20 protein-coding genes and 1 pseudogene are annotated in these 25,961 nt (G+C 67.0%); 9 read left to right on the top strand and 12 right to left on the bottom strand.

Going from position 1 to position 25,961, the window contains the following annotated elements; translation table 11 throughout:
- Positions 1–1,599, bottom strand: coding sequence for an MDR family MFS transporter (locus IB258_RS14410; protein ID WP_175161366.1), 1,599 nt, complete (start codon positions 1,597–1,599; stop codon positions 1–3).
- A 393-nt stretch (positions 1,600–1,992) separates the two neighbouring features.
- On the opposite strand from IB258_RS14410, the gene IB258_RS14405 reads away from it, so the two are divergent.
- Both IB258_RS14405 and IB258_RS14400 read left to right on the top strand, forming a co-directional pair.
- Positions 1,993–4,512: an AsmA family protein gene (locus tag IB258_RS14405; RefSeq protein ID WP_175161368.1), complete on the top strand. Its 2,520-nt coding sequence runs from the start codon at positions 1,993–1,995 to the stop codon at positions 4,510–4,512.
- Positions 4,509–4,895 carry an MOSC N-terminal beta barrel domain-containing protein gene (locus tag IB258_RS14400; RefSeq protein ID WP_054451940.1) on the top strand — a complete coding sequence of 129 codons (387 nt, stop codon included), beginning with the start codon at positions 4,509–4,511 and terminating at the stop codon, positions 4,893–4,895. Before IB258_RS14405 ends, IB258_RS14400 begins: the two co-directional genes overlap by 4 nt.
- 22 nt (positions 4,896–4,917) lie before the next feature.
- Here IB258_RS14400 and IB258_RS14395 read toward each other — a convergent pair whose 3' ends face one another.
- From IB258_RS14395 to rsmD, 4 genes are all read right to left on the bottom strand, one after another.
- Positions 4,918–6,141: a benzoate/H(+) symporter BenE family transporter gene (locus tag IB258_RS14395; RefSeq protein WP_175161370.1), complete on the bottom strand. Its 1,224-nt coding sequence runs from the start codon at positions 6,139–6,141 to the stop codon at positions 4,918–4,920.
- Positions 6,138–6,389, bottom strand: coding sequence for a YfhL family 4Fe-4S dicluster ferredoxin (locus tag IB258_RS14390; protein ID WP_042795127.1), 252 nt, complete (start codon positions 6,387–6,389; stop codon positions 6,138–6,140). The genes IB258_RS14395 and IB258_RS14390 overlap by 4 nt, the downstream gene beginning before the upstream one ends.
- A 125-nt stretch (positions 6,390–6,514) precedes the next feature.
- Positions 6,515–7,018: a pantetheine-phosphate adenylyltransferase gene (coaD, locus tag IB258_RS14385; protein ID WP_013396175.1), complete on the bottom strand. Its 504-nt coding sequence runs from the start codon at positions 7,016–7,018 to the stop codon at positions 6,515–6,517.
- A 58-nt stretch (positions 7,019–7,076) separates the two neighbouring features.
- Positions 7,077–7,643: a 16S rRNA (guanine(966)-N(2))-methyltransferase RsmD gene (rsmD, locus tag IB258_RS14380; RefSeq protein WP_054451938.1), complete on the bottom strand. Its 567-nt coding sequence runs from the start codon at positions 7,641–7,643 to the stop codon at positions 7,077–7,079.
- Here rsmD and ftsY point away from each other — a divergent pair.
- Complete coding sequence (gene ftsY / locus IB258_RS14375; protein ID WP_225590385.1) at positions 7,642–9,024, top strand: signal recognition particle-docking protein FtsY; 1,383 nt, start codon at positions 7,642–7,644, stop codon at positions 9,022–9,024. The two genes, rsmD and ftsY, sit on opposite strands and share 2 nt — an antisense overlap.
- Positions 9,025–9,102: 78 nt before the next feature.
- Here ftsY and IB258_RS14370 read toward each other — a convergent pair whose 3' ends face one another.
- Positions 9,103–10,761 (bottom strand): CYTH and CHAD domain-containing protein, encoded by a 1,659-nt coding sequence (locus IB258_RS14370; protein WP_119449619.1) that lies wholly within the window; start codon positions 10,759–10,761, stop codon positions 9,103–9,105.
- A gap of 331 nt (positions 10,762–11,092) precedes the next feature.
- Between IB258_RS14370 and IB258_RS30605 the strand changes: the two are divergent.
- Positions 11,093–11,221 (top strand): annotated as a pseudogene (locus tag IB258_RS30605) (ESPR domain-containing protein); the annotation flags it as partial.
- Positions 11,222–11,374: 153 nt separating this feature from the next.
- Entirely contained in the window at positions 11,375–17,044 is a 5,670-nt protein-coding gene (locus IB258_RS30370; RefSeq protein WP_370539836.1) for an autotransporter domain-containing protein, read from the top strand.
- Between the two features lie 69 nt (positions 17,045–17,113).
- On the opposite strand, the gene phnE (IB258_RS14335) is transcribed toward IB258_RS30370, so the two are convergent.
- The 6 genes from phnE (IB258_RS14335) to IB258_RS14310 form a co-directional block, all read right to left on the bottom strand.
- Positions 17,114–17,938 (bottom strand): phosphonate ABC transporter, permease protein PhnE, encoded by an 825-nt coding sequence (gene phnE / locus IB258_RS14335; protein WP_119449618.1) that lies wholly within the window; start codon positions 17,936–17,938, stop codon positions 17,114–17,116.
- Positions 17,935–18,819, bottom strand: coding sequence for a phosphonate ABC transporter, permease protein PhnE (gene phnE / locus IB258_RS14330; RefSeq protein WP_054451934.1), 885 nt, complete (start codon positions 18,817–18,819; stop codon positions 17,935–17,937). Before phnE (IB258_RS14330) ends, phnE (IB258_RS14335) begins: the two co-directional genes overlap by 4 nt.
- On the bottom strand, positions 18,816–19,586 hold the full coding sequence (gene phnC / locus IB258_RS14325; protein WP_054451933.1) for a phosphonate ABC transporter ATP-binding protein: 771 nt from the start codon (positions 19,584–19,586) through the stop codon (positions 18,816–18,818). Before phnC ends, phnE (IB258_RS14330) begins: the two co-directional genes overlap by 4 nt.
- Before the next feature lie 6 nt (positions 19,587–19,592).
- Complete coding sequence (gene phnD, locus IB258_RS14320; protein WP_054451932.1) at positions 19,593–20,591, bottom strand: phosphate/phosphite/phosphonate ABC transporter substrate-binding protein; 999 nt, start codon at positions 20,589–20,591, stop codon at positions 19,593–19,595.
- Between the two features lie 165 nt (positions 20,592–20,756).
- Positions 20,757–21,575: an IclR family transcriptional regulator gene (locus IB258_RS14315; protein ID WP_054451931.1), complete on the bottom strand. Its 819-nt coding sequence runs from the start codon at positions 21,573–21,575 to the stop codon at positions 20,757–20,759.
- 12 nt (positions 21,576–21,587) lie between these two features.
- Entirely contained in the window at positions 21,588–22,403 is an 816-nt protein-coding gene (locus IB258_RS14310; RefSeq protein ID WP_192352763.1) for an HAD-IIB family hydrolase, read from the bottom strand.
- A 151-nt stretch (positions 22,404–22,554) separates the two neighbouring features.
- Between IB258_RS14310 and ribBA the strand changes: the two genes are divergently transcribed.
- The 4 genes from ribBA to thiL all read left to right on the top strand — a co-directional run bounded on the left by ribBA (position 22,555) and on the right by thiL (position 25,927).
- Positions 22,555–23,730: a bifunctional 3,4-dihydroxy-2-butanone-4-phosphate synthase/GTP cyclohydrolase II gene (gene ribBA, locus IB258_RS14305; protein ID WP_054451929.1), complete on the top strand. Its 1,176-nt coding sequence runs from the start codon at positions 22,555–22,557 to the stop codon at positions 23,728–23,730.
- A 10-nt stretch (positions 23,731–23,740) separates the two neighbouring features.
- Positions 23,741–24,271: a 6,7-dimethyl-8-ribityllumazine synthase gene (gene ribH / locus IB258_RS14300; protein WP_006391339.1), complete on the top strand. Its 531-nt coding sequence runs from the start codon at positions 23,741–23,743 to the stop codon at positions 24,269–24,271.
- A complete protein-coding gene (nusB, locus tag IB258_RS14295; protein WP_054451928.1) occupies positions 24,240–24,734 on the top strand; it encodes a transcription antitermination factor NusB in 495 nt (164 codons plus the stop codon). Before ribH ends, nusB begins: the two co-directional genes overlap by 32 nt.
- 227 nt (positions 24,735–24,961) lie before the next feature.
- Positions 24,962–25,927, top strand: a complete 966-nt coding sequence (gene thiL / locus IB258_RS14290) for a thiamine-phosphate kinase (protein ID WP_119451993.1) — start codon at positions 24,962–24,964, stop codon at positions 25,925–25,927.
- Positions 25,928–25,961 lie beyond the last annotated feature (34 nt).

Below are 25,961 nucleotides of genomic sequence, written 5' to 3'. Positions count from 1 at the left end.
CTATTCTCCGACGCCGGCCGGCTCTGGTGTGGAAGGGCGGATCAACTGGACCGGCGGCACGCGGCGCACGCACCAGAGCGCGAACACCGCAACCGCCAGGGCTATGAGTTGCCCTTCGTGGATGGCGCCGACGAGCGCGACGCGCGCGATCTCGATCAGCGAGGTTCCGTCCTGGCCTTGATGCGCCAATTGTGCCAGGAACTGCGTCTGGGCCTCGGGATTGACGAGCATCTGGGGATCATTCAGCTCTGGCAGCCAGCGGGCGGAAGCGCCGCGCAGCGTGGATTCGACGCCGCTGAAATAGCTGTGGTTGATCATGGTGCCGACGATCGCCGTGCCCAACATGCCGCCGATCATGCGCAGGGATTGCAGCAGCGCCGTGGCGATGCCCAGGTGGCTGCGGCCGGCGGTCTGCTGCGCGAAGACCGTCAGGTTGGGCATGATGAAACCCATGCCCAGCCCGGCCATCAGCATGTATGCAGCGATGAGCGCATGTGACGTATAGCTATGGGTGGTAACAATGCCCAGGCACGAGAGCGCCATCAGGATGAAGCCCGCATACAGCATGCGGTTGGGATTGCGGATGCGGGTGATGATGCGGCCGTTGACGATGCTGCCCACCGTGATGAAAACCACCATTGGCGTGATCAGCAGGCCGGCGTCCTGGGGCGACAGCCCGAAGCCGCCTTGCAGCAGCAGCGGCGCGTAGAACAGCAGCGAGTACATGGTCACGCCCACCAGCAGGGCCAGCGTGAAGAGCATGGCGAGGCCGCGGTTGCGGAACATGTCCAGCGGCAGCAGCGGGTGGGGGCAGCGCCGTTCCCACCAGAACAGCAGGGCGAAGGCTACCGCGCTGCCCGCGCCCAGCAGCAGGATGGATGCGCTAAGCCCTTCCTTGGGCAACAGTTCGACCAGCAGTTGCAGGCTGCCCAGCGCCACGGCGATGAGCAGCGCACCCTGCCAGTCCAGCCGCACGCGGCCGGTCGTGTGGTTGCGCAGATGCGGCAGATAGCGGGCGACGAACCAGAGTCCGAGGAGGCCAATGGGCAGGTTGACGTAGAACACCGAGCGCCAGCCATAGTGCTCGGTCAGCGCGCCGCCCAGGGTCGGGCCGATGGCGTTGGCGATGCCGAAGGCGGAACTGAGCATGACTTGCCACCGCAACCGCACGTGGGGATCGGGAAACAGGTCGGGGATGGACGCGAACGCCGTGCCTACCAGCATGCCGCCGCCTATGCCTTGCAGCGCCCGCGCCAGGACCAGCGTGAACATGCTGTCGGCCGCGCCGCATAGCGCCGAGGCCAGGGTGAACAATACGATGGCTGCCACCACGAACGGCTTGCGCCCGTAGTAGTCGCCCAGGCGGCCGAAGATAGGCACGGTGATGACGGAGGTAAGCAGGTAAGACGTCGCTACCCATGCATACAGTTCGAAGCCTTTGAGTTCGGCCACAATGGTCGGCAGCGCGGTGCCGACCACGGTCTGATCGATGGCGACCATCATCATGACGAAGCACATGCCCAGCATGGCAAGCAGGGTTTGGCGGAAAGGAAGCACTTGGCCGGGCGAGTGCGGGGTGCCTGTAGCGGGGGCGGACATTGTTGGATCTATCAATGATTGATGTATCAATCATTCTAGCCCTACAATCCGCGAGACAGAAAGTTGTCAGGTCCGAGGCCGGATTTCGAGACTCCGCATCGATACCGATAGTGTTGATTTTGCGCGGCCGCGCCCGGCCATCCGCGCGAAGTCGGCCCGATTTGTTACGATAGCGCTATCTGTACGCTGGCTCGGCTGGCGTCTTCATCAGGCTTTCCTTGGCAGATTCCATTTTCGGCGCCGCAGCCCCAGGCTCGGCAAGAGAGCGGGCACGCCCTGAAAGGCCGTGGCTACATGGGCCTGGCGGTTTTTCCGCAGCTAAAGCACCTTCCGCGCGCCCGGCGCAGCGGACGGCATTCAAGGATTTCCAGTCGAGGTACCGACGGGGCAGCAATGAAAACGTGGTTCAAGCGCATTTTGATAGGCCTGGTAGTGTTGGTTGTCGTGGCCGTCGTTGGCCTGGCCATCTTCTTGCTGACATTCGACCCCAACGCGTACAAGTACAAGCTGGAAGAGCTTGTCCAGCAACGCTACCAACGCACGCTGACGATAGACGGCGAGATCGAGCTGTCGCTCTTCCCGCGCATCGGGCTGTCGGTGCAGGGCGTGTCGCTGTCCGAGCCGGACAGCTCCGAAACCTTCGCCTCCATCGATAGCACCCGTCTGGCGGTCGCGGTGTGGCCGCTGCTGTCCAACAGCTTCGTGGTGGACCACGTCGCGATCACCGGTTTCAAGGCCCGTGTGGTGCGGGACAAGCAGGGCCATTTCAATTTCAGCAATCTCGTGGGCGGCACCGCGCCGATCACGGCGGCGCCGGCCAATCCGGCTGAAGCCTTGGCGGGCGCGGCGCAGAGCGCGGTGCAGGCCATCGCCAACGGCAACCTGCCGCAGCCGCGCAACAACATGCAGATCGACATCGCCGGGCTGGACCTGAAGGACGGCCAGGTGCAGCTGCAGGACGAGATCACGGGCATGGCGGTGGCGGTCACCAAGATCAACGCCAACACCGGCCGCGTCACCTTCAATCAACCGTTCGATGTGCGCATGACCGCACGCGTCGAGGGTGGCGATCCGCGCGTGGACGCCAATTTGACCGGCCAGGCCCTGCTTACGCTGGATCCGTCGGCCAAGCGCTACGCTGCGCAGAAGCTGGACCTGCGCATGGACGGCAAGCTGCCGGGGGCCGAAGCCAAGAGCCTGGCCATGCGCGGCAATCTGGCCTTCAACGGCCAGAAGTCGGCGTTGGACATCGCCGGCCTGGAAGTCGTGTTCCAGGGCGACGTCACCGATCCCGCTGCGCGCGCGACCAATGTGGATGCCAGCGTGGCCATCCCCAAGCTGGCGATCGACCCGCATAAGAGCCAGCTGCAGATCGAGAAACTGGCGATACGCGCCAAGGGCGGCGTGGCCGATGGTCCCTTCGAATTCGCCGTGGACGCGCCCGCGCTCAATATCTCTCCGGCGTCGGCCACGGGTGAGGCGCTGACGGGCCGCGTGCGCATCAGCGGCCTGGACGCGAGTTTCGGCTTGAACGGCATCAGCGGCAACGCCGGTGAGCTGGAGATCAAGGAAGCCAAGCTGGACAGCACGTCCAAGAATGGCGAACGGATCGTCAAGCTGAACTTCGCCTCGCCGCTGTCCTTGAACCTGTTGCAGCGCAGCGGCGGCCTGTCTGGCTTGCGGGGCGACGTCAACATCACCGATCCCGGACTGCCCAAGGGCAGCCTGCAGATCCCCGTGATCGGCAGCGTGACCGCGGATCTGCTGAAGGATCAGGCCACGAGCAAGATCAACGCCGTGCTGGAAGGCGGCAAGTTCGATTTGAGCGCGGACATTACCAAGCTGAGCGATGCGCCCAAGGTGAATTTCGCGCTGGTGGTGGATACGCTGGACCTGGACAAGCTGGTGCCGCCGGTTGCGGCAACGCCCGCGCAGCCGGCGCCCAAGCAGCCGGCCGAAGCCAAGAAGGAAGACGGCAAGCCCGCGCAGCCTGCAGCCCCTGCGGCGCCTGCCAAACCTGCCGACGACACGATCGACCTGTCTGCGCTGATCGGTCCCAGCGTCAATGGCACGATCAAGGTTGGCAAGCTGGTCGTGCGCGGCCTGAAGGCCGACGACGTCGGCGCCGCGGTCAAGCTGGACAAGGGCAAGCTGGATATCTCCAGCCTGACTGCCGGCCTGTACGGCGGCAAGCTGGCGGGCACTTTGTCGGTGGACGCCGCGCAGGGTAACCAGCTGGCCACCAAGATGTCGCTGGCCGGTATCGCCATCGAACCGTTCCTGATGGATCTGGCGCGCCAGAACGTGCTGAGCGGTACGGGCAGCCTTGCGCTGGACCTGAAGACAGCCGGCGCCAATGCCTACGCCATGAAGAGCGGCCTGGGCGGCACCATGCAATTGCGCCTGCGCGATGGCGCGGTCAAGGGCATCAACCTGACGCAGACGCTGCGCGAACTGAAGGCCGCCTTCAAACCGGAATCGCAGAATGAAACCGTCGCGTCCGACACCAGCAAGCAGACGGAATTCTCCGAGATGGACGCCGACCTGGCCTTCACCAAGGGCGTGGCCGCGGTCAAGCGCCTGAACGTGGTGTCGCCCCTGTTGCGCGTGACGCAGGGCGATCCGGCCACCATTGACTTCGTCAAGAGCGAATTGGACCTGGTGGCGCGAGCCCGCGTCGTCAATCCGGCAGCCGATCCGGAAGGCAAGGAACTGCTAGACCTGAAGGACGTGACCATCCCCGTGCACGTCAAGGGACCGTTCGACAAGCCGACCTATACCGTGCTCTGGAAGGACGCCATCGGCGGCATTCTCCAGCGCAGCCTGGAAAACAAGCTTCGCGAAGCGGTGACGGGCAAGGGCAAGGGCGGCGCTGCCGTCGACAAGGCTTTGAAGGGACTGCTGGGCAAATGAACGCCGAGAACTTCCAACCCGTGGCCGAGTGCGGCGTCACCACGCAGGCCGAGGCCGCGGGCTATCACCGGCAATGGCTGGTCGCCAACGATTCCGGGCAGTGGCTGAACCGCAGCCTGTGTCCGCGGCTGGCCGACGTTTCGGTCGAGCTGCGGCTGGGCTACCTGGTGCTGAAGGCGCCTGGCATGCTGCGCATGGACATTCCGCTGGACGTCATCGAAGACGACGACAGCGTGCGCTACAGCATGAAGGTGGGCGAGCAGGTGGTGGACGTGATCGACGAAGGGGAACTGGCCGCGGCCTGGATTTCCAACTTCGTCCAGGTGCCTTGCCGCATCATGAAGGTGCATCCCGATACGCCCGTGGCCGCCTGGCCGGCCTGAGCGGGCCGGGCGCAAGGGCCGTTCAAGCCTGAGCGCCAGAGCGCTTGAATTCGAAAGCCGCGTGGGCCAGCAGGCCTGCCAGAAGGCCCCAGAAGGCCGATCCGATACCCCAGAAACTGAAGCCAGATGCCGTGGCCAGCAGCGTGATGAGCGCGGCTTCGCGGCGTTGCGGGTTGGCCATGGCCGCGGCCATGCCGCCCATGATGGTGCCCAGCAGCGCCAGCCCGGCCAGCGCGGCCAGCAGGGCGGCGGGCAAGGCCTGGAAGAACACGGCCACGGCGCCGGCTACGACGCTCAGCACGACGTAGCCCAGGCCGTAGGTGGCCGCGGCGATGTAGCGCTTGGACGGGTCCGGATGCGCTTCGGGACCGGTGCAGATGGCCGCGCTGATGGCGCCCATCGTGACGCTGTGCGCGCCGAAGGGCGCGGCCAGCAGGCCCAGCAGGCCGGTGGCCGCCACCAGGCGCGAGGCGGGCGGCTGGTAGCCCGCCGCTTGCAGGATGGCCAGGCCGGGAAGGTTCTGCGAGGCCATCGCGACCACGAAAAGCGGAATGCCCAGGCTGACCGCGGCCTGCGCGCTGAAGGCGGGCGTGGTCCAGACGAATTCGGTGAGGCGCCAGTCCAGCAGGTCCAGCTGGATCAGGTTCAGGCCGAAGGCGATGGCGATGGCCACCAGCATGACGACCAGCACCGCGTAGCGCGGCGCCCAGCGCCGGCACAGCAGATAGGCGACGCACATCGCCAGCACCAGCGCGGGCTGCTGCTTGATGTTGCTGAAGACGCCCATGCCGAAGTTGAGCAGCACGCCCGCCAGCATGGCCGCGGCGATTTCGCCGGGGATGCGGCGCAGGATGGGATCGATCCAGCCGAACAGGCCGCAGGCCAACGTCAGCGCGGCGGCCAGGATGAAGGCGCCGATTGCCTCATTGAAGGGAACGCCGGCCAGCGCGGTGACCAGCAGCGCCGCGCCAGGCGTGGACCAGGCCATGACGATGGGCAGGCCCGTGCGCAGGCTGTACAAGGCGCCGCCCAGGCCGAACGCCAGGCTGAGCGAGCCGATCCAGGAGCCGATGTGCGCCGAATCCAGGCCCGCGGTATGGCCTGCCTGCACCATCAGCACGGCGGTGCCGCCGAAGCTGACCAGCACGGCGACGAGGCCGGCGGCGATGGCCGATGCGGACAGGTCGCGGCGGGCGTGGTGGCGGGAAGGAGGGAGGTTGATGCTGGACTGCGCGGCGTCGCTCATGCGGCACCGGTCAGGCGACGGTATTTGGCCATGAGCTGTTCCTGGCCTTCATTCCATTGCGGGTGCAGCTCGATGCACTCCACGGGGCACACGACCTTGCATTGCGGCTCGTCGTGATGGCCCACGCATTCGGTGCACCGGTCAGGGTCGATGACGTAATAGTCCTCGCCCATGGAGATTGCTTCGTTCGGGCACTGGGGCTCGCAAACGTCGCAATTGATGCATTCTTCGGTGATGGTCAGGGCCATGGCGGGCTGCGGTATGGGGCGGGTAGGGCTAAGCGCATTGTACCGCCGCTGCGCGCCCGGGCCGCGCAGCGCAAGAAGGGCGCTTTGCGCGCCCTTCGAGGGTGGAGCAATACCTGCGGCGGGGCTCAGCCCGGCCAGGACTGTTCGCGGCGTTCCTTGGCTTTTTCCTGGAGCCAGCGCTCGACGGACGGGAACACGAACTTGCTCACGTCGCCGCCCAACTGCGCGATCTCGCGCACGATGGTGCCGGAGATGAATTGGTACTGGTCCGAGGGCGTCATGAAGAGCGTTTCGACGTCGGGCAGCAGATGGCGGTTCATGCCGGCCATCTGGAATTCGTACTCGAAGTCGGACACGGCGCGCAGGCCGCGCACGATCACGCGCCCGCCCTGGTCGCGCACAAAGTCCTTGAGCAGGCCGCCGAAGCTTTGCACTTCCACGTTGGGATAGTGTCCCAGCACTTCGCGCGCGATTTCCACGCGCTCGTCGATGCTGAAGAAGGGCTTCTTGTTGCGGCTAATGGCGATCCCGACCACGACTTTGTCGAAAAGCGTGGCGGCACGGCGGACCAGATCCTCGTGGCCTCTGGTCAGCGGGTCGAAAGTGCCGGGATATACAGCGGTGATCATACGAGCTCCGTACCGTTATTTGTGGTTTACACCATCCTCCGAAGCTCGGATTATTGACCTATTTGCGCAATGCAGCAAATTCCAGCAGGTGGTAGTGGACCGCGCCTGCCTTGTCCTGCCGCAAGATCGTGAATCCTTCGGGGGCTTCGATGGGGCTTTCCGCCTCTACGTAGACTAGCCCATGCTCGGTCAGAATGCCCGGCAGAATCGGCCACAGGCGCGGCAGCCAGCCCTGGCCGAAAGGCGGATCCAGCAGGATCAGGTCAAATCGGGACGCATCCATGCGCTCGGCGACCTGCATGGCGTCGCCCACGTGGATGCGTATCATGTCGGCTTTGAGCTTGTCGCGCAGTGTCCGCAGCGCGGACGCGGCGGTCTTGTCCCGCTCGACCATCTGTACATGCGCCACGCCGCGCGAGGCCGCCTCGAAGCCCAAGGCGCCGCTGCCGGCGAATAGATCCAGCACCTGCTTGTCGGCGAACTCACCGCCCCACAGGTGATTGAGCCAGTTGAACAGCGTCTCGCGCACCCGGTCGGGCGTGGGGCGCAGCGTCTCCACGTCGGGCACGGCAATGGGGGTGCGTCTGTATTGGCCCCCGACGATACGAATATACTTGTTACCCATGTTTAGCCGCTTCTTCAAGAAAAAATCCCCTCCGCCCGCCGCGCCGGTTCAACCCGCGCCGCCGCCGGAGGCTGCAGACGCCGTAGCCGCGCCTGCCGAGCCCGCCGCCGTCCCGGTCACTCCCGCGCCGCCGGCGCCTGTGGCCGCCGAACCGCGCCGCGAACCGAGCATTGACCCGGGCGTCGCCGCACCGGCGGCACCGCCCGTTGTGGCGCCTGTTGCTGCGCCGCATGAGGCGCCGGCCGTGACGCCCGCGCCGGTTGCGCCGGCACCCGCTACGGTATCGGCGCCAGCGCCTGTTCCGGCGCCAGCGCCTGTTCCGGCGCCAGCGCCGGCCCCGGCATTGGCCCCCGCTCCTGTCGCGGCGCCCGCGCCGGTGGTGGCAACGCAAGCTCCGATCGCCGCTCCCGCGCCGGTTGCGGCTGCGGCGCCAGCCCCAGCCCCCGAGCCCGCCGCTGAAGCCCCCAAGAAGGCTTCCTGGCTGTCCCGCTTGAAGCAAGGCCTGTCGCGTACGGGCCAGAGCATCGGCGGGATCTTCATCGGCGTGAAGGTCGACGAGAACCTGTTTGAGGAACTCGAATCGGCGCTCATTATGGCCGATGCGGGCCTGGAGGCCACGGAAAAGCTCCTGACGGCGCTGCGCGCGCGAGTCAAGAAGGAACGCATCGAGGACCCCGCCAAGGTCAAGGCGGCCTTGCGCCAACTGCTGGCCGACCACCTGCGCCCGCTCGAGCGCGCCTTCGACCTGAAGCGCACGCAACCCCTGGTCGTCATGATCGCCGGCGTCAACGGCGCCGGCAAGACCACTTCCATCGGCAAGCTGGCCCACACCTTCCAGCGCCAGGGCGCCAGCGTGCTGCTGGCCGCGGGCGACACGTTCCGCGCCGCCGCGCGCGAGCAGCTCATCGAATGGGGCAGCCGCAACAACGTGACGGTGATCTCGCAGGACGGCGGCGATCCGGCGGCTGTGGCGTTCGATGCGGTCAACGCCGGCCGCGCGCGCGGCATGGGCGTGGTGATGGTGGATACCGCGGGCCGCCTGCCCACGCAGCTGCACCTGATGGAAGAGCTGAAGAAGATCCGCCGCGTCATCGGCAAGGCGGATGCCGCCGCGCCGCACGAAGTGCTGCTGGTGGTGGACGGCAATACCGGCCAGAACGCCCTGGCGCAGATCCGCGCCTTCGATGCCGCCATCAATCTGACCGGCCTGGTCGTGACCAAGCTGGACGGCACCGCCAAGGGCGGCACGCTGGCAGCCGTGGCCGCGGGCAGCCAGGGCGTGCGCCCGATCCCGGTGTACTGGATCGGCGTGGGCGAAAGCCTGGAAGACCTGCAGCCTTTCGTGGCCGACGAGTTCGCCGGGGCTTTGCTGGCGGATTGAGGTCCGTGGGTCCGGCGCGCATGCGCCGGAAAAAACAAAGGGACGGCGCATGCCGTCCCTTTTGCGTTCAAGCCCGCGTCACTTCCAGAATGGCTTGCTGGCGGCCAGATCGTCGAACGCTTGCTGCGCGTCGTCCGCCAGTTCTTCCAGGCGGGCGCTGATCCAGCCCAGGGCGAACCAGGCTTGCGGATGGGTGGCGGTACACGACTCGTAGTAGTCCTTGGCCACTGCCAGGTCGTTGATTTCGCCCAGCACGTCCTGCACGCGCGACAGCAGCTTGCGATAGCCGCGCAGTTTGCCCGCGGGCAGCAGCGACTCGGCGAATGCCAGGCTGTACCGCAGCCGTTTGCCGCGCTTGCGCAGTTCGTGGCGCGTGGGAATGTCGAGCGTCGCGAATTGCGTGCCCTGGTCAGCCACCTTGCTATGCCAGCGGTGCAGGCGCCGCGCAAGCTGCTTGTGCAGGCGCTGCGGATCGGGTTCGGGCGCCAGCATCGGAATGATGGTGGGTTTGACGCTGGGCGCCGCCACGCCGCCTTCCAGCCGGATGGCGGGCTCGGGCGCGGCGTCGCTGGGGGTGCCGTTGGCTATCGTCTGGCCTTCCGCGGACGGCAGGGCCGGCGGCACGTCCAGGCTCCATTCCAGCAGCTCCAGCATCCAGGCCTGGAAGGCCTTGCCGCCGGCGATGCTGCGCGCGTCCTGTTCCGGGGGCGCGGCTTCCATAGGGATGACCGGCATGCCTGCGCGCATCAGCGCGGGCGCCACGGTTTCGTTCAGCACGTCCTGGTCGCGGTTGGCGCCGAAGGCGGCGAAGTGCGTGCGCACGCCTTGCAGCAGAGTGTCTGGAATCGGCGCGATCCAGCCGTCGAACAGCTTCCAGGCCGAACGCAGCCGGCGCACGCCCACGCGCAGCTGATGCACGTGTTCGGAGTTGCCGGCGCGGTAGACGCCCTCGGTGTCGACCTCGGCCAGCACCGAGGCGTTGCGCGCGATCTGGTCCAGGCATTCCGCCGCGATGCGCGCCATGGCCTGGGGCGCCGTCATGTCTTCGCGCAGCTTGACCGATGCGGCGCCGCGCGGCGCCCAGAACTGGGCGATGGCTTGGGCGCGGCGGGCTTCGAGGTCATCGCCCGGAATGGCGTCTGCATCTGCCAGGCGCTGAGCCAACTGGGCCAGCGCATCGCCGCGTTCGGACTTGCTGCGCGGGTCCAGCACCAGGCTGTGGCGCTGCTGCCAGCCGCGAGCCGCCGCGAAGATAGCGGCGGGGCGGCCCGACACCAGTTCGAATTCCAGTTCGGAGATGGGCAGCTCCAGCGCGCCGGCGCGCAGGATGCCGGTGTCATAGGCCAGTTCCACCGTGCCGTAGCGCGTGCGGACCTTGCGCAGGAGCCGCTGCACATCGGTTTCATAACGCAGGCCCAGTTCGCCCTTGATGGCTGCCAGCGCGGCTTCGACCTCGGTGCCGGCATACACCGACAGGTCCAGCACCGGGCCCGGCCGCGGGTGATTGAGTTCGATGCGCGTGATGGCATTGATGCCAGGCATCTTCAGCGTCTGCACCCAGTCGCGGCCTTCCTGGCGCAGCCGGATGGCGATGCGCGCCCGCGCAAGTTCGCGTTCCGGCGTATCGAAATACATGGCGTGCAGGCGGATGCGGGTCGCCTCGCGCTGCTTGACCTCTCGGAGCACCGCCTGGCGCGAGGCCGCAGGCACGTGCAGTTTCAATTCCTGTTCCGACATGGCGGCGGGCGTCCAACGGCAAAAGCCGAGATCTTAATCAAACGGGGCGGGCGATTTGATGACCGGTCATATTTATTTCACATGGAGCATAAACGTGTTTGCGGCGCATCAACAACCGGGTGAGCAGCCTTGCCCGCAAGCCAGGGGGAGACGCTGGCAGCCGCATGCCGAAGCGTTGGCCGGCTTCGTTCAATTACCAAGTTTCAGTGATATGCAATGTTACGAATCGCTTTTCTAATTGTAATTGGCGGGTAACGCGCTTCGCGGCCCCGGCTTCTACCCGCGTCTGCCCGGCAACTGTTCGTGCGGGCCCCGATTACATAAGAGCCCAATGAATCATACGTATCGCATCGTCTTCAACCGCAGCGCAGGCTTGTGGAAAGTGGTAAGTGAAAATGCTCGCGGGCAGGGCAAGGGCGGTTGCCGCAGGGGGCGATCCGCGCGCGGAAGCCTGCCGTTGATGGCGATGTTGCTGGTTGCCCTGGGCACGGTCAGCGAAACACAAGCGGGGCCGCTGGTCTCCTTCACGGGCGATACCACGGTCGGATCCATGTCAAGCCCGAAGATTACGGTCTTCGTCCCGCTCTCCGTGGGTATATTCGGCGTGGGAACAGTGACTATCGCCGATGGCGGCGAGCTGTTGATGTCGCTCGGCAACACAGTGTCTCTGGCCGACTCGGCCTCGGCGGACGGCACGATCAACATCGGCGCGGCTCCCGGCGCCGCGCCCGCGGGCGCTGGTTTCCTGGTAACGCAGCGACTCGCGTTCGGCGCGGGTACCGGCACGCTGAATTTCAACACCAACAACCTCTACGACTTCGGCGCGGCGCTGGTCAGCAGCGCGGCGGGCACGCACCAGCTCAATCACTATGCCGGCTCCACGCGGCTGTCCGGTAATAGTTCAGGCTTCGTCGGCAACACCACCGTCACGGGCGGGAACCTGCAGATCCTCAACGTTCTGGGTACCGCGGAAGGACGTATCGATGCCGGGCAAGCTCCCGGCGCCACGGCCCGGGTCAGCGTGTTCAGCCCCGGCTCGACCTGGGCACTGACGGACAACCTTTTTGTCGGCGGCGCCGGACCCGGAGAGCTGAGCATCTTCAGTAGCGGCACGGTCTCGAACCAGTTTGCGACGGTGGATGCCCGGCAGAACGACGCGGCGAAAGTGACGGTTTCCGATGTCGGGTCGCTCTGGAGCAATCGCGCGGTGCTGCTGGTTGGTTCGGAAGGCGGGAGGGGCAGCGTGTCGATCCTGGCGGGGGGATATGCGACCAGCGTCGATGGCGTTGTCGGGCGCATCCAGAACGGCAATGGCGCCTTCCTGGTGTCGGGGCGCGGTTCAACCTGGATCAATAACGGCGAGCTCAGGGTGGGCGATGTGTCCGGTCAGGGCACACTGACCATCGAATCGGGGGGCTTCGTCTCGAACAAAGACAGCTATGTGGGCAGCATGAGCGGTAGCGGCAACGTTGTTGTCCGCGGCGCCGGCTCCATCTGGGACAACAGCGGCGCGATGACCCTGGGGTTCGGCGTGGGAACGGCGGCGGGTAGTGTGACGATCGCGCAAGGCGGCACCGTGAACGTTGGCGCGAGCGGCGGAGGGGCCGTGTCCCTGGCGCAGGACCGGTTTTTTATCTTTCCCACCACCGGCACGATCAATATCGGCGCGGCGGCTGGGCAGCCGGCCGTAGGCGCCGGCACGCTCAACGCCAGCGCAATCCAGTTCGGCGCCGGCATTGCCACCGTGAACTTCAACCATACCGAGTCCGCCTACACGTTTTCGACGCCGCTGTTGAGCACAGGCGCCGGTTCACATAGTCTGAACCAGATCGCCGGCACCACCTTGCTGACGGGCGCGAATAGCGCATTCAAGGGCAGGACCACGGTGTCGGGCGGCAAGCTGGTGGTGCTGGGCCAGCTGGGAGGTTCGGCCGCCGTTACAGGCGGGGTCTTGCAGTACGGAGACGGCGCCACGGGCGAGGCCAACACCCTGAGCGGCAACCTGAATGTCTCAGGCACCGGCAGCACGCTGGCGGTGCATCGGGGCGCCACGCTGGCGGTCACGGGCGACATGGAAATGGCCGATGGCACCGTGCTGGACTTGATGGCCGGCACGGGCAGCCCGCTGTTGCAGGCAAACAAGGTCACGCTGGGCGATGGCGTGGTGTTCAGGCTGAGCGGCATCGGCGACAAGAACGCGCTCGATACCGTGTTGATCGAGGCGCCCACAGGCGGCATCGACGGCGATTTCGGCGCCGTCAACGTGGGCGGCTTTACCGGAGAGGTCGACTATCTCACCGTCAACACACGCAAGTCCGCGGACAACAAGCAGTACCTCGCCACCTACGGCCTGAGCTGGACCGCCAACAGCAACCTGGCCCATGGCACTTTCACGCTGGCCGATGCGTCGAACCGGTTCACGCTGGGGGTGCCGCTTTCCGACCAGGCAGCCAATGCCGCCGCCGGTTGGGACGGCAAGAGCTTGACCAAGGCCGGCGCGGGCACGCTGGTGCTGCAAGGCGCCAACACGTACAGCGGCGGCACGGCCATCCTGGGCGGCACGTTGCAGGTCGATAGCGATGCCAACCTGGGCGCAGCTGTCGGAGGCCTGCATTTTGGCGACGGCACGTTGGCGACCACCGCAAGCTTCGACACCGCGCGCGCCGTCACGCTGGCGCAGAGCGGACGTTTCGACGTGGCGGCAGACACCACGCTGGGCCTGACCGGCGCGGTGTCGGGTGCGGGAGCTCTCGTCAAGAGCGGCGCGGGCACGATGGTCTTGAGCGGCAGCAATAGCCACGGCGGGGGTACGACGATCGCCAGCGGCACGCTGCAGATCGACCGCGATGCCAACCTGGGGGCGACGGCCGGCGGCCTGGCCTTCGGTGACGGCACGCTTGCGGTGACGACCACCTTCGACATCGCGCGCGGGGTCGCCCTGGCGCAGTCGGGGCGATTCGAGGTGACCACGGGCGCCACGCTGGGCCTGGCCGGCTCGGTGTCGGGCGCAGGCGCGCTGGCCAAGAGCGGCGGCGGCACGCTGGTCTTGAGCGGCAACAACAGCTATGGCGGCGGCACGCAGATTTCGGGCGGCCGCTTGCAGGTGTCGAGCGATGCGAATCTCGGCGCCGCGTCCGGCGGCCTGAGTTTGAACGGCGGCGCCTTGGCGACCATGGGCAGCTTCGATACCGCGCGGGCGGTCGCGCTGACGCAGGCAAACAGTTTTGACGTGGCCGCCGGCACGACGCTGGGGCTGGTCGGCGCCGTCACGGGCAGCGGCGATCTGTTCATGTCGGGCGCAGGCACGCTTCGCTTGGACAACGGGGCCAACGCCTACGGCAATACCTGGGTGCGGGCCGGCACCCTGGTCGGCCACGCCGGTTCGATCTCGGGCAACGTCGACATCGGCAGCATTGGCACGCTGGCGTTCGAGCAGGCCGCCGATGCGCGCTTTGCCGGCGCCATCTCGGGCGACGGCGCGCTCGTAAAGAAGGGCGCGGGCACGCTGAGCCTGGCTGGCAACAGTTCCTCCTACTTCGGCAAGACCACGGTGTCCGGCGGAAGGCTCGTGGTGCAAGGTTCGCTGGGCGGCTCGGCCGAAGTCACGGGCGGCGTCCTGCAATATGGCGACGGCGTAGCCGGCGCAGCCAATAGTCTGACAGGGGACTTGAACGTCGGCGCAGCGGGCAGCGCCTTGTCGGTGCAGGGGCCGGCGTCGCTGGCGGTGGCGGGCAATGTCAATCTGGCGGATGGCACAGCCCTGGATATCGCAGCCGGCGCGGGCGGCCCGTCCTTGCAGGCGGGCGGGCTGACGCTGGGCGAGGGCGTCGCCTTCGCCCTCAGCGGCATAGGCAGCGCCAGCCAGCTCGACAAGGTGCTGATTGACACCCGTGGCGGCATTCGCGGCGACTTCGGGTCGGTGCGCGTGGGCGGCTTCAGCGGCGCGGTGGATTACCTCACGGTCAACACGCGCAAGTCGGCCGATGGCCTGCAATACCTCGCCAGCTACGACCTGAGCTGGACCGCGGGCAACAATCTGGCGCACGGCACGTTCACGTTGAGCGATGCCGCCAACCGGTTCGTAGTCGGCGCGGATCTGGCAGACCAGGCGGCCAACGCCGCGACGGGCTGGAATGGACGGTCGCTGCTCAAGGCCGGCGCCGGCACGCTGGTCCTGAGCGGCAACAACACCTATAGCGGCGGCACCACGATAGCCGGGGGCACGTTGCAGGTTGCAAGCGATGCGAACCTGGGCGCGGCTTCTGGCGGCGTGGCATTCGGTGGCGGCACACTGGCGGCATCGGCGTCCTTCGATACCGCGCGTGCCATGACGCTGACCCAGGCCGGGCGCTTCGAGGTGGCTGGCGGCGCAACGTTGGGGCTGGTCGGCACAGTCTTGGGCAACGCCGACCTGATCAAGACCGGAGCCGGCACGCTGCGACTGGACAACGCGGGCAACGCCTACGGCAATACCGTCATCCAGGAAGGCATGCTGATCGGCGATGTCGGGTCGATCCGGGGCAATGTCGACAACAATGGCTCCTTGGTGTTCGAGCAAGGCGCGAACGCAACGTTCGGCGGCGCCATCTCCGGTGGCGGCGCGCTGGTCAAGAGCGGCGCGGGGACGCTGGCGCTGAGCGGCGACAGCTCGGGCTTTACCGGCAGCACCACGATTCAGGGCGGCCGGCTGGCCTTGAACGGCAAACTTGGCGGCGCGCTCAATATCGGCCAGGGCGGCGTGCTCGGAGGCCGCGGCATAGTGGGCTCGGGCGCTGGCTCGGTGGTGACCGTGGCGGCCGGCGGCACGCTGGCGCCAGGGAATTCCATCGGCACGCTGACCGTCGACGGCGATCTCGTCATCGAGAGCGGCGCGCGCTACGCCGTGGAAACCAATCCGCAGGGCGCCGATGCCGACCTCATCCATGTCACGGGCAATGCCACGATCAATGGCGGCTCGGTCGCGCATATCGGTATCGGCGGCGACTACGGGCTGCGTTCCGTCTACACGATACTGGCGGCCGACGGCGCCTTGTCCGGCCGGTTCGATACGGTGACGTCCGACTATGCCTTCCTGACGCCGAAACTCGGCTACGACTACGGCGCGGGCCGAGTGTCGCTGGAATTGGCGCGCAACGGCACCGCGATGACCACGGCCGCCGACACGCGCAACCAGCGCGCGGCGGCGGGCGCCATCGACAGCATCGGCATGGCGGCGGGCAATGGGCTTTACGACGCGTTCGCCGTGCTACCGGACGACAAGGGCTTGCTGCGTTCCAGCTTCGACCAGCTATCCGGCGAAATCCACGCGTCGGCCAAGACCGTGCTGCTCGAAGACAGCCGCTATGTGCGCGACGCCGCCAGCGAGCGCCTGCGCTCGGCCGCGGGCGCGGTCGGCGCGTCGGCGACGCCGGTGCTGGCGTCCGCAGGGGGCGGCGCCCGCCTGGCTCCGGCAACGGCGATGGGGCCCGCCAGCTGGATACAGGGCCTGGGTTCCTGGCGCCAGACCGACGGCGACGGCAATGCTGCCCAGGTCAAGAGCTCGACCGGCGGCTTTCTGCTGGGCGTGGATGCGCCGGTGTCCGATGCCTGGCGGCTGGGCCTGATGGCGGGCTACACCCGCACGGATTTCGACGTGCGCGATCGCGCGTCATCGGGCGACAGCGACAACTACCATCTCGGGGCCTACGGCGGCGGCCAGTGGGGCGCGGTGGGCCTGCGCGGCGGGCTGGCCTACAGCTGGCACGACATCGCGACTCGGCGCTCGGTATCCATGCCCGGCTACTCCGACAGCCTCAAGGCCAACTACGACGGCCGCACCGTCCAGGCGTTTGCCGACCTCAGCTATCGCATCGACACGCGCATCGCTGCGCTGGAGCCGTTCGCCAACCTGGCCTACGTCAACCTCAAGACCGACGGCTACAGCGAGAGCGGCGGCGCGGCGGCGCTGCGCGCGAACAGCCAGACCACCGAGACCACGTACACGACACTGGGTTCGCGGCTCATGTCCAGCTTCGAACTGGGCGGCGCGCAAGCCACGGCTCGCGGATCGCTGGGCTGGCGCTACGCCTTTGGCGACTTGAAGCCCACCGCCACCCAGGCTTTCGCGGCGGGCGATGCCTTTACCGTGGCCGGCGTTCCCATCGCGAAGAACAGCGCGGTGCTGGAAGCGGGGCTGGACGTGCAGGTGTCGCGCAAGGTGTCGTTCGATCTGTCCTACCAAGGACAGCTCGCCAGCGGGGCGCAAGATCACGGCGTCAGGGCAGGGGTGAGCGTGCGGTTCTGATATGTGGGCGAAAAAAAACCGCCCGTTTCCGGGCGGAGCAAAGGAACGCTGTAGGGATCCGCGGACGCGTCAGAGGATGCGTTTGCGGACCTGGGTGATGATGATTTCGGCCACGACCACCACCGCGAAGATGGCAGCCAGCACCAGCGCCACGCGGTCCCACTGGAACAGGTTCAGAGCCGTGTCCAGTGCCATGCCGATGCCGCCGGCGCCCACCAGGCCAAGTACCGCCGATTCGCGCACGTTGATGTCCCAGCGCAGCAGCACGATGGACCAGAAGGCGGGGCGGATCTGCGGCCAGTAGGCGTACCAGATCACGGATGCCTTGCTGGCGCCGGTGGCGGTGACGGCCTCGATCGGGCCGCGCTGCGCTTCCTCGATGGCTTCGCCCACCAGCTTGCCGACGAAGCCGATGGAGCGGAACGCAATGGCCAGCGTGCCGGCCAGCGCGCCGGGCCCGAAGATGGCGATGAACAGCAGCGCCCACACGAGCGAATTGACCGAACGGCTGGACACCAGGATCAGCCTGGCCAGCATGTTGACGGTCTTGCTGGGCGTGAGGTTGTTGGCCGCCAGCAGGCCCACCGGCACCGCCATCACCACGGACAGGATGGTGCCCAGCGTGGCGATGTGCAGCGTTTCGATCAGCGCGCCGTGCACGCCTTCCGGGTAGTAGGCCCAGTCTATCGGCCACATGCGCTGGAACAGATCGGCCATCTGCTCGGGCGCGTCGTACAGGAACTCCGGAATGATCTCGACGCCGCGGATCGCCTGCACGATGGCCGCGACCACCAGCAGGTAGAGCGCGAAGCGCAGCAGGCGCTGGCCCATGCTGTAGCGTTGCCAGACGCGCGGCGAACCCGGTGGATTGAAGGTGGATGCGTGGGCGTTCATTCGTCCACCTCCGCACGGCGCTTGACCGGAGTTGCGCCGCTGCCGATGCCGCGCGCTCCCGCGAAGCGGCCTTGCAGGATGCGTTCGAATCCCAGGTTGTCCAGGAACACGGCGCGCACGAAGCCGGCCAGGATTTCACCCAGCATGATGATGGCGATCAGGGTCAGCAGGATGGCGCTGACGAAATCGTAGTCAAAGCGCTGGAACGCCGAGAACAGCGTGCCGCCCACGCCGCCCGCACCCACGATCCCCACCATGGTGGAGTTGCGCAGGTTGGAGTCGAACTGGTAGGTGGCAAAGCCGATGAAGCGGGCGAATACCTGCGGCAGCACGCCGAAGATGATGACGTTGGCGAACGAGGCGCCCGTGGCGCGCACGGCTTCCACCTGCTTTAACGAAATCTCTTCGATGGCCTCGGTGAACAGCTTGCCGATGAAGCCGACCGAGGCGACCGTCAGCGCCAGGATGCCGGCCAGCGCGCCAAAGCCCACGGCCTTGACGAACAGGATGGCGACGATGACGGGATGCAGCGCGCGGCACAGGGCCACGATGGCGCGGGCGGGCCACGATACCCAGGTGGGCATCATGTTGCGCGCGCCCAGCAAACCGATGGGCAGCGCGATGATGATGCCAAGCACCGAGGCCAGCACCGCGATCTCCAGGCTTTCCGCGATGCCCTTCCACAAGGTGGCGGGCTTTTCGAAGTTGGGCGGAAACATGCGCGCCAGGAACGTGGACGCGTGCCCCATGCCGGTTTCGAAACGCGCCCAGCTGAAGTCCAGCTGCGCGCCGGCATACAGCGTGTAGGCCAGCAGCAGCAGCACGCCGGCCTTGGCGCGCCCGGACATGGCGAAGGGGCGGGCGCCCTTGGGTGGGATCATTCCAGCCAAGACTCGCCTCCGTAGATGGTCTTGAGCATGGCGGCGTCCAGCCCCTGGCCGTCGCCGTCATAGACCACATGGCCGCCGGACATGCCGACGATGCGCGTGGCGTAGCGGCGGGCGAGTTCGACGTCGTGGATGTTGACGATAACGGGAATGCCCGTGGCGCTGCCCTGTTCGGACAGCAGTTCCATGATCTCGACGGAGGTCTTGGGGTCGAGCGAGGACGTGGGCTCGTCGGCCAGCAGCAGCTGCGGGCGCTGCATCAGCGCGCGGGCAATGCCCACGCGCTGGCGCTGGCCACCCGACAGCGCATCGGCGCGCTGGTCGGCGAAACCCGCCAGGCCCACGGTGTCCAGCAGCTTGTAGGCGTGCTGGATGTCCTCGGGCTCGAAGCGGCGCATCCAGGCCTTCACGGCGGAGGTGTAGCCCAACCGTCCGGTCAGGAGGTTTTCCATGACCGTCAGGCGTTCGACCAGGTTGTATTCCTGGAACACCATGCCGATGCGGCGGCGTGCGCGGCGCAGCGACGCGCCGCGCACGCGGGCCAGGTCCACGGACCCGTCCTTCGACTGCAGCACGATCTCGCCCTTGGTGGGTTCGATCAGCCGGTTGATGCAACGCAGTAGCGTGCTTTTACCGGTGCCCGAGGGGCCGATGATGGCTGTAAGCCCCTGTCCCGCGATCTGCAGGTCGATGCCGTTGAGTACCGGCCGGCCGGCCCGGTATTCCTTCACCAGGCCGGAAATGCGTAGCGACGTCGTCATACGGAATTACTTCTTGCTCTTGGCGGATTCGCGGTCGTAGGCAGCGCGGTTGAAACTCTCGCCGCCGGATTCGGCGACCTGGCGCACGATGGCCCAGTCCTTCTCGTAGGTCACCGGGTAGAAGCGGTCGGCGCCGTCGAAGGCCTTGGACATTTCCGCGGGGAAGCGGTAGTCGTAGAAGCACTTGAGCATCTGGTCGCGGAACTTGGGCTCCAGGTCATGCGCGTAGGCGAACGACGAGGTCGGGAATTTCTCGCTCTTGTAGATCACGCGGAAGTCGGCTTCCTTGACCTGGCCGCGCTCGACCATGCGCTTGAACACGTCCGAGGCCACGGCAGCGGCGTCGTAGTCGCCGGAGTTCACGCCCATGACGGACTGGTCGTGCTTGCCGGAGAAGATGACCTTGTAGTCCTTGTCGGGAGTCAGGCCTTCCTTGGGGAACAGCGCGACCGGCGCCATGTGGCCCGAGTTCGACGAGGGGGCGGTGTGCGCGAGCTTCTTGCCCTTCAGGTCGGTCAGCTTCTGGTAGGGGCTGTCCTTCTTGACGATGACGATCAGGTTGTAGCCCTGGAAGCCGTCGGCATAGCCCTTGACCGCGAACGGCACGGCGCCCGCGATGTTCACGGCGAAGGCGGTGGGGCCGGTCGAGAAGCCGCCCACGTGCAGGCGGCCCGAGCGCATGGCCTCGATTTCCGCGGCATTGCTCTGCACCTGATAGAACACCACGCGCTTGCCCGTGCATTCGGACAGGTGCTTGGTGAAGGGCTTGAAGATGTCTTCGTAGACCGCCGGGTCTTCCACCGGGGTGTAGGTGAACACCAGGGTGGACGGGGTCTTCAGCTTGGCTGGATCGGTGGGCGTGTCGGCCACCAGGTCCTTGTTGGCGTCGCAGTACATCTGGTCCAGGTCGCCGCGGTTGGTGCAGGCGTCGGCGGCTTGCGCGGCGGACGTGCCCAGGGCGAAGGCGGCCAGCGTGGCCGCTTGAAGCAGGCGCAGAGCTTGCATCTTGTGTCTCCTCTTTCTTTGTTTGTGTGACGTGTCACTTAATTCAACCTGAATTCAAACATGGAAGAGGAGGGGACGCACTCGGGAAAGTCCCTGTGTTTCTTTTCGGCTTTTGTTCGCTTTGTTCGATTTATGTTCGTTTTTGCGCGAAATTCGCCGTTTGGCTCAGCTCCGGTAACCGAGCTTGCGCGAGATTTCCTGCGCGCAGGCCAGCAGCGGCCGGGCGATGGCGCCGTCCCAGGCCACATCGAACAGTCCCGTGGGGCCCAGGCTGGTCAGGGCCAGGGCGATATTGCCGGTGTTGTCGAAGACCGGCACCGACAGCGCGTCCACGCCTGGCAGCGGGTTGCCCAGGGCGCGCGCCATGCCGTGCACGCGGATGTCGGCCAGTTGCGCCTCGATGTTGGCGCGGGACGCCTTGCGCGGCGGTGGCATGCTGGCGATGACGGCCGTGTCGCCTTCCTCGCGCGCGATGTAGTGCTCGCTGACCTTGGGCGGCAGCCAGGCCGCGAACACCAGGCCGGTGGCCGTGTGCAGCATGGACATCACCGTGCCCTTGCGCATGTTCACGTGGACCGGGTAGCTGGCTTCGGTCATGTGGATCATGGTGGGGCCGTGCGAACCGAGCACGGCAATGCCCAGCGTGTGGCCGATTTCCGATTGCAGCTTGGCGATTTCCGGCATGGCGACGCGCACGGGGTCCAGGCGCTGCAGGCTGACCAGGCCCATCTGCAGAGCGAAGGGGCCCAGTTCGTACTGGCCGGTGATGGCGTCCTGCTGCACCAGGCCGACGCGGATGAAGCTGACCAGGTAGGGGTGCGCCTTGGCCGAGGTCATGCCGGCGCCCGCGGCCAGGTCGCGCAGGGTCAGGGGCTTGCCGGCGTCGACCAGGGCGGCCAGCAGGGGCACGCCCACCTCGATCGACTGGATGCTGCGGCGGCCGTCGTTGGCGGCCGGAGAGGAAGCGGAAGGGGATGTCGCCACGGTATGCGGACCTCAGGCCGGCTGTGCTTGGGTGGACCGCGCGGCCAGCAGCCGGTCGGCCATTTCCACGAAGCCCGCGCCGCCATGGTAGGCGGCGACGAAGGCGGGACGGTGCGTCAGGCGATGCAGCTGGGCCTGGATGTTGGCCACGCCGACCGAAATCGGGAAGTAGGCGAACATGGGTTCGTCGTTGGGCGAGTCGCCGATGAACAGGGTGCTGTCCAGGGCGCCGGCCACGTCCGCGCCGAACTCGCGCTGGAACATGGTGCGCGTCATGGTGAGTTTGTCGTAGTCGCCGAACCAGCCGTTGACGTGGATGGAGCTGACCTTGGCCTGGGCGCCGGCTTCCTCGAAGATCTGGACAATCCGGGTGATCGCTGTATCGGGCAGGGCGGGCACGTCCTCGCAGAAATCGATGGCCAGGTCGGCCACGCGGTAGTCCTGGTCGCTGGCCACGGCGGCGCCGGGCACTTCGGCCAGGACGCGGTCGCGGATGGCGTCCAGCTTCCGGCGGCTGGCCTGGCGCGAGGCGGCGTCGGTCCAGTAGTGGGTGGTCATGCGGCGGGCCTGGCGGTCATAGGCGTAATAGAAGGCGCCGTTTTCGCCGACCACGGCGCGCACCGGCCACATGCGGGCGATGTGGTCGCACCAGCCGGCGGGACGGCCGGTAATGGGCACGACCTGGATGCCGGCCTGTTCCAGGCGCTCCAGCGCCGCATAGGCGTCCGCCGGCAGGCGGCCCTCGGTGGTCAGCGTGTCGTCGATGTCGGTCAGCACGACGCGGACGGCCGCCGCGACGGTCAAAGGCATGGCCGCAAGGGCTTGCATGTGGGGTTTCCTTGGCTCGGTTTTTTAGGGGTGGTCTCCGGGCGAAAGTTTACCGGACACCCCCGGCCGGCGGGGCTGGCAGGGCCGGATAGGGGTTCCGCCTCCAGGGGCGGTAAAATCCGGGCTTTCCCGCCTGGTTTACGTGCCCGCCATGTCCGTCCAGTTGTCCCCTTTGCCCGGCTCCGAGCCGGAATCCTTCGGCATCGCCTCTGTTGCCGAAATCATCGCCGAGCTGCGCGCCGGCCGCATCGTCATCCTGGTTGACGAAGAAGACCGTGAAAACGAGGGCGACCTGGTCATGGCCGCCGAATTCGTCACGCCCGAAGCCATCAACTTCATGGTGACGCACGGCCGCGGCCTGGTGTGCCTGACCTTGACCGAAGAGCGCTGCCGCCAACTGGACCTGCCCCTGATGGCGGCCCGCAACGGCACGCGCTACGGCACCAACTTCACCCAGTCGATCGAGGCCGCCGAAGGCGTCGAGACCGGCATCTCGGCCGCCGACCGCGCCCGCACCATCCAAGTGGCGGTGGCGCGCGACGCCAAGCCCGCGGACCTGGTCCAACCCGGCCACATCTTCCCGGTGCGCGCCGTGCCCGGTGGCGTGCTGGTCCGTGCCGGCCACACCGAGGCGGGCTGCGACCTGACCGCCATGGCCGGCCTGACGCCCGCCGCCGTGATCTGTGAAATCCTCAAGCCGGACGGCACCATGGCCCGCCTGCCGGACCTGGTGCAGTTCGCCCGCGAACACGGCCTGAAGATCGGCACCATCGCCGACCTGATCCAGTACCGTAGCGAACACGAATCCATCGTCAAGCGCGTGGGCAAGCGCACCATGCAGACCGCCTGGGGCGAATTCGAGGCCGTGGCCTATGAAGACGCCGCCACCGGCTCCGCCCATTTGGCGCTGGTGCATGGTAACGTGACTCCCGACGCCGAGACGCTGGTGCGCGTGCACGAGCCGGCCTCCGTGCTGGACGTGCTGGACACCGGCGCCAGCCCGCACAGCTGGGGCGTGGCGCAGGCCTTGCAGGCCATCGCGGCCTCGCCCGCCGGCGTGCTGGTGCTGATGAACTGCCAGTCGTCCACGGAACACCTGTTTGGCCAGATCGCTGGCTGGAACGACTCCAAGGCCCAGGCCAACCCCGGCAACGCGGACCGCTACGGCCTGCGTACCTACGGGATTGGCGCCCAGATTCTGCGCGACCTGAACGTAGGCCAGATGAAGCTGCTGGCCCGGCCGCGCAAGATGCCCAGCATGGCGGGCTTCTCGCTCACCATTACGGGTTACGATTGCGACCCTCCGAATACTCCCGCAACACACTGAAGGCCGACCTATGAACCCTTACATCCTTACCCCCGACCTGAACGGCGAAGGGCTGCACATCGGCATCGTACGCGCCCGCTTCAATGAAGAAATCGGCCAGGCCGAACTCGAAGCGTGCCTGAAGGAACTGGCCGAACTGGGCGTGGACGAGCGCGACGTGATGGTCGCCACCGTTCCCGGCGCCCTGGAACTGGGCGTGGCCCTGTCCCATATGGCCGAAACGTTTGAATTCGACGCCCTGATCGCGCTGGGCGCGGTCATCCGCGGCGAGACCTATCACTTTGAAGTGGTCAGCAATGAAATGGCCACTGCAATCACCCGTATTTCCCTGGAAACCGGCATCCCCGTCGCCAACGGCGTGCTGACCGTCGACACCGACGAGCAGGCGCAGGCGCGCGCGGCCGGCAAGGGCCGCGATTGCGCCCAGGTGGCCGTTGAAATGGCCAACCTGGTGGCGGCCCTGGAACCCGAGGAAGAAGACGAAGACGACGAAGACGAGGACGAAGATTTTGACGACGAAGAAGACGACGACCAGCGCTGATAGCGCGGCGCAGGCCCGCGCCAACGCGCGCAGCGCGCGCCGCCGCGCACGCGAATTCGCCCTGCAGGGCGTGTACGCGTGGCTGCTGCGCGGCGGCGAAGGCACGCAGGACGCCGGCGAGATCGACGCCCATCTGCGCGACACCGAGGATTTTTCCGAGGCCGACGCGCAGTGGTTCAAGACCTTGCTGCATGGCGTGCTGCGCGAAGCGCCCGCGCTGCGTGAGCGTTTCACGCCCTACGTCGACCGTCCGCTGGCCGAACTGTCGCCTGTCGAGCATGGCATCCTGCTGATCGGCAGCTTCGAACTGATTCATCACGTCGAAGTGCCGTACAAGGTCGCCATCAATGAAGCCGTCGAACTGGCCAAGTCGTTCGGCGGCACCGACGGCTTCAAGTTCGTCAACGGCGTGCTCGACAAGCTGGCGGCCGACGTCCGCGCCCACGAAGTCAACAAGAGGTAGCTTCCTCTCCCCCCCGAAGCGCTGCGCGCTTCCCCCCCAGGGGGGCGCCGCTGCGGACCGGCAGAGCCGGATCCGCGCGGCCCGGATTTGGGGGGCACCTGTTTCTTGCCGCGTGAGGAGTGGGTTGGGGTTTCTTCCTGGTTGTGCGGGGCGCCGCATGATTTGTGGGGGCGGCAAGCCCCCGTAGGTTTCAATGCCGGCCTGCCGTGCCGGACTGCGGAGTTGCCTTGGCGTCCGAATTTGATCTGATCGCGCGCTATTTCACCCGCGCGGCCCCTGCCGGCCTGCTGGGCGTGGGCGATGATTGCGCCCTGTTCCCGGTCCCGCCCGGCGAACAGGTGGCCACCAGCACGGACCTGCTGCTGGAAGGCCGCCATTTCTTTCCCGATGTGGATCCGCAAGCGCTGGGGCATAAGGCCCTGGCGGTGAACCTTTCCGACCTTGCTGCAATGGGCGCACGCCCCATCGGCTGCGTGCTGGGCCTGGCCTTGCCGCGGCTGGACGAGCCCTGGCTTGCGGCTTTTGCCGCAGGCTTCCATGCGCTGGCTGCAGCTCACGGTTGCCCGCTGATCGGCGGCGACACGACGCGCAGCGCGCATGACCTTGCCATCAGCGTCACTGTGTTCGGCGCCGTGCCGGCCGGGCAGGCCTTGCGCCGCGATGGCGCCCGGGCTGGCGACGACATTTGGGTGTCCGGCGAGCTGGGGGCGGCCGACGTGGCCTACCGCCTGCTGGACGGGCAATACCCCTCTGACGCGGCGCTGCTGGCGGCGACGCGCGGCGCGCTGGAATGGCCTGAGCCTCAGGTCGCGCTGGGCCTGGCCTTGCGCGGCATCGCCCATGCCGCCATCGATATTTCCGACGGACTGCTGCAGGACCTGGGTCATATCCTGGCTGCCAGCAGCGTGGGCGCCATGCTGCATTACGCCGCGATGCCTGTGTCGCCCGCCCTGGCTGGCTTGCAAGAAGCGCCGCTGCGCCGCGCGGTGCTGGGCGGCGGCGACGTCTACCAGCTATGCTTCACCGCGCCCGCCTCCCGGCGCGAGGCCGTGCTTGCGGCGGCGGCTGCGGCCGGCGCGCGCGTGACCCGCGTGGGGCAGATCCAGGCGCAGCCGGGCCTGTCCGTGCTGGACGGCCAGGGCCAGCCTCTCGCCGAGCTGCCGGCCGGTTTCGATCACTTTCCCGCGGCCTGATCCGCCGCGTCCCAACCCGCATACCCATGCCGTC

It is taken from the genome of Achromobacter sp. ACM02 (assembly GCF_014851605.1).
GTDB classification, from domain to species: domain Bacteria; phylum Pseudomonadota; class Gammaproteobacteria; order Burkholderiales; family Burkholderiaceae_B; genus Achromobacter; species Achromobacter aegrifaciens.
This window is presented reverse-complemented; position numbering and strand designations above follow the sequence as displayed.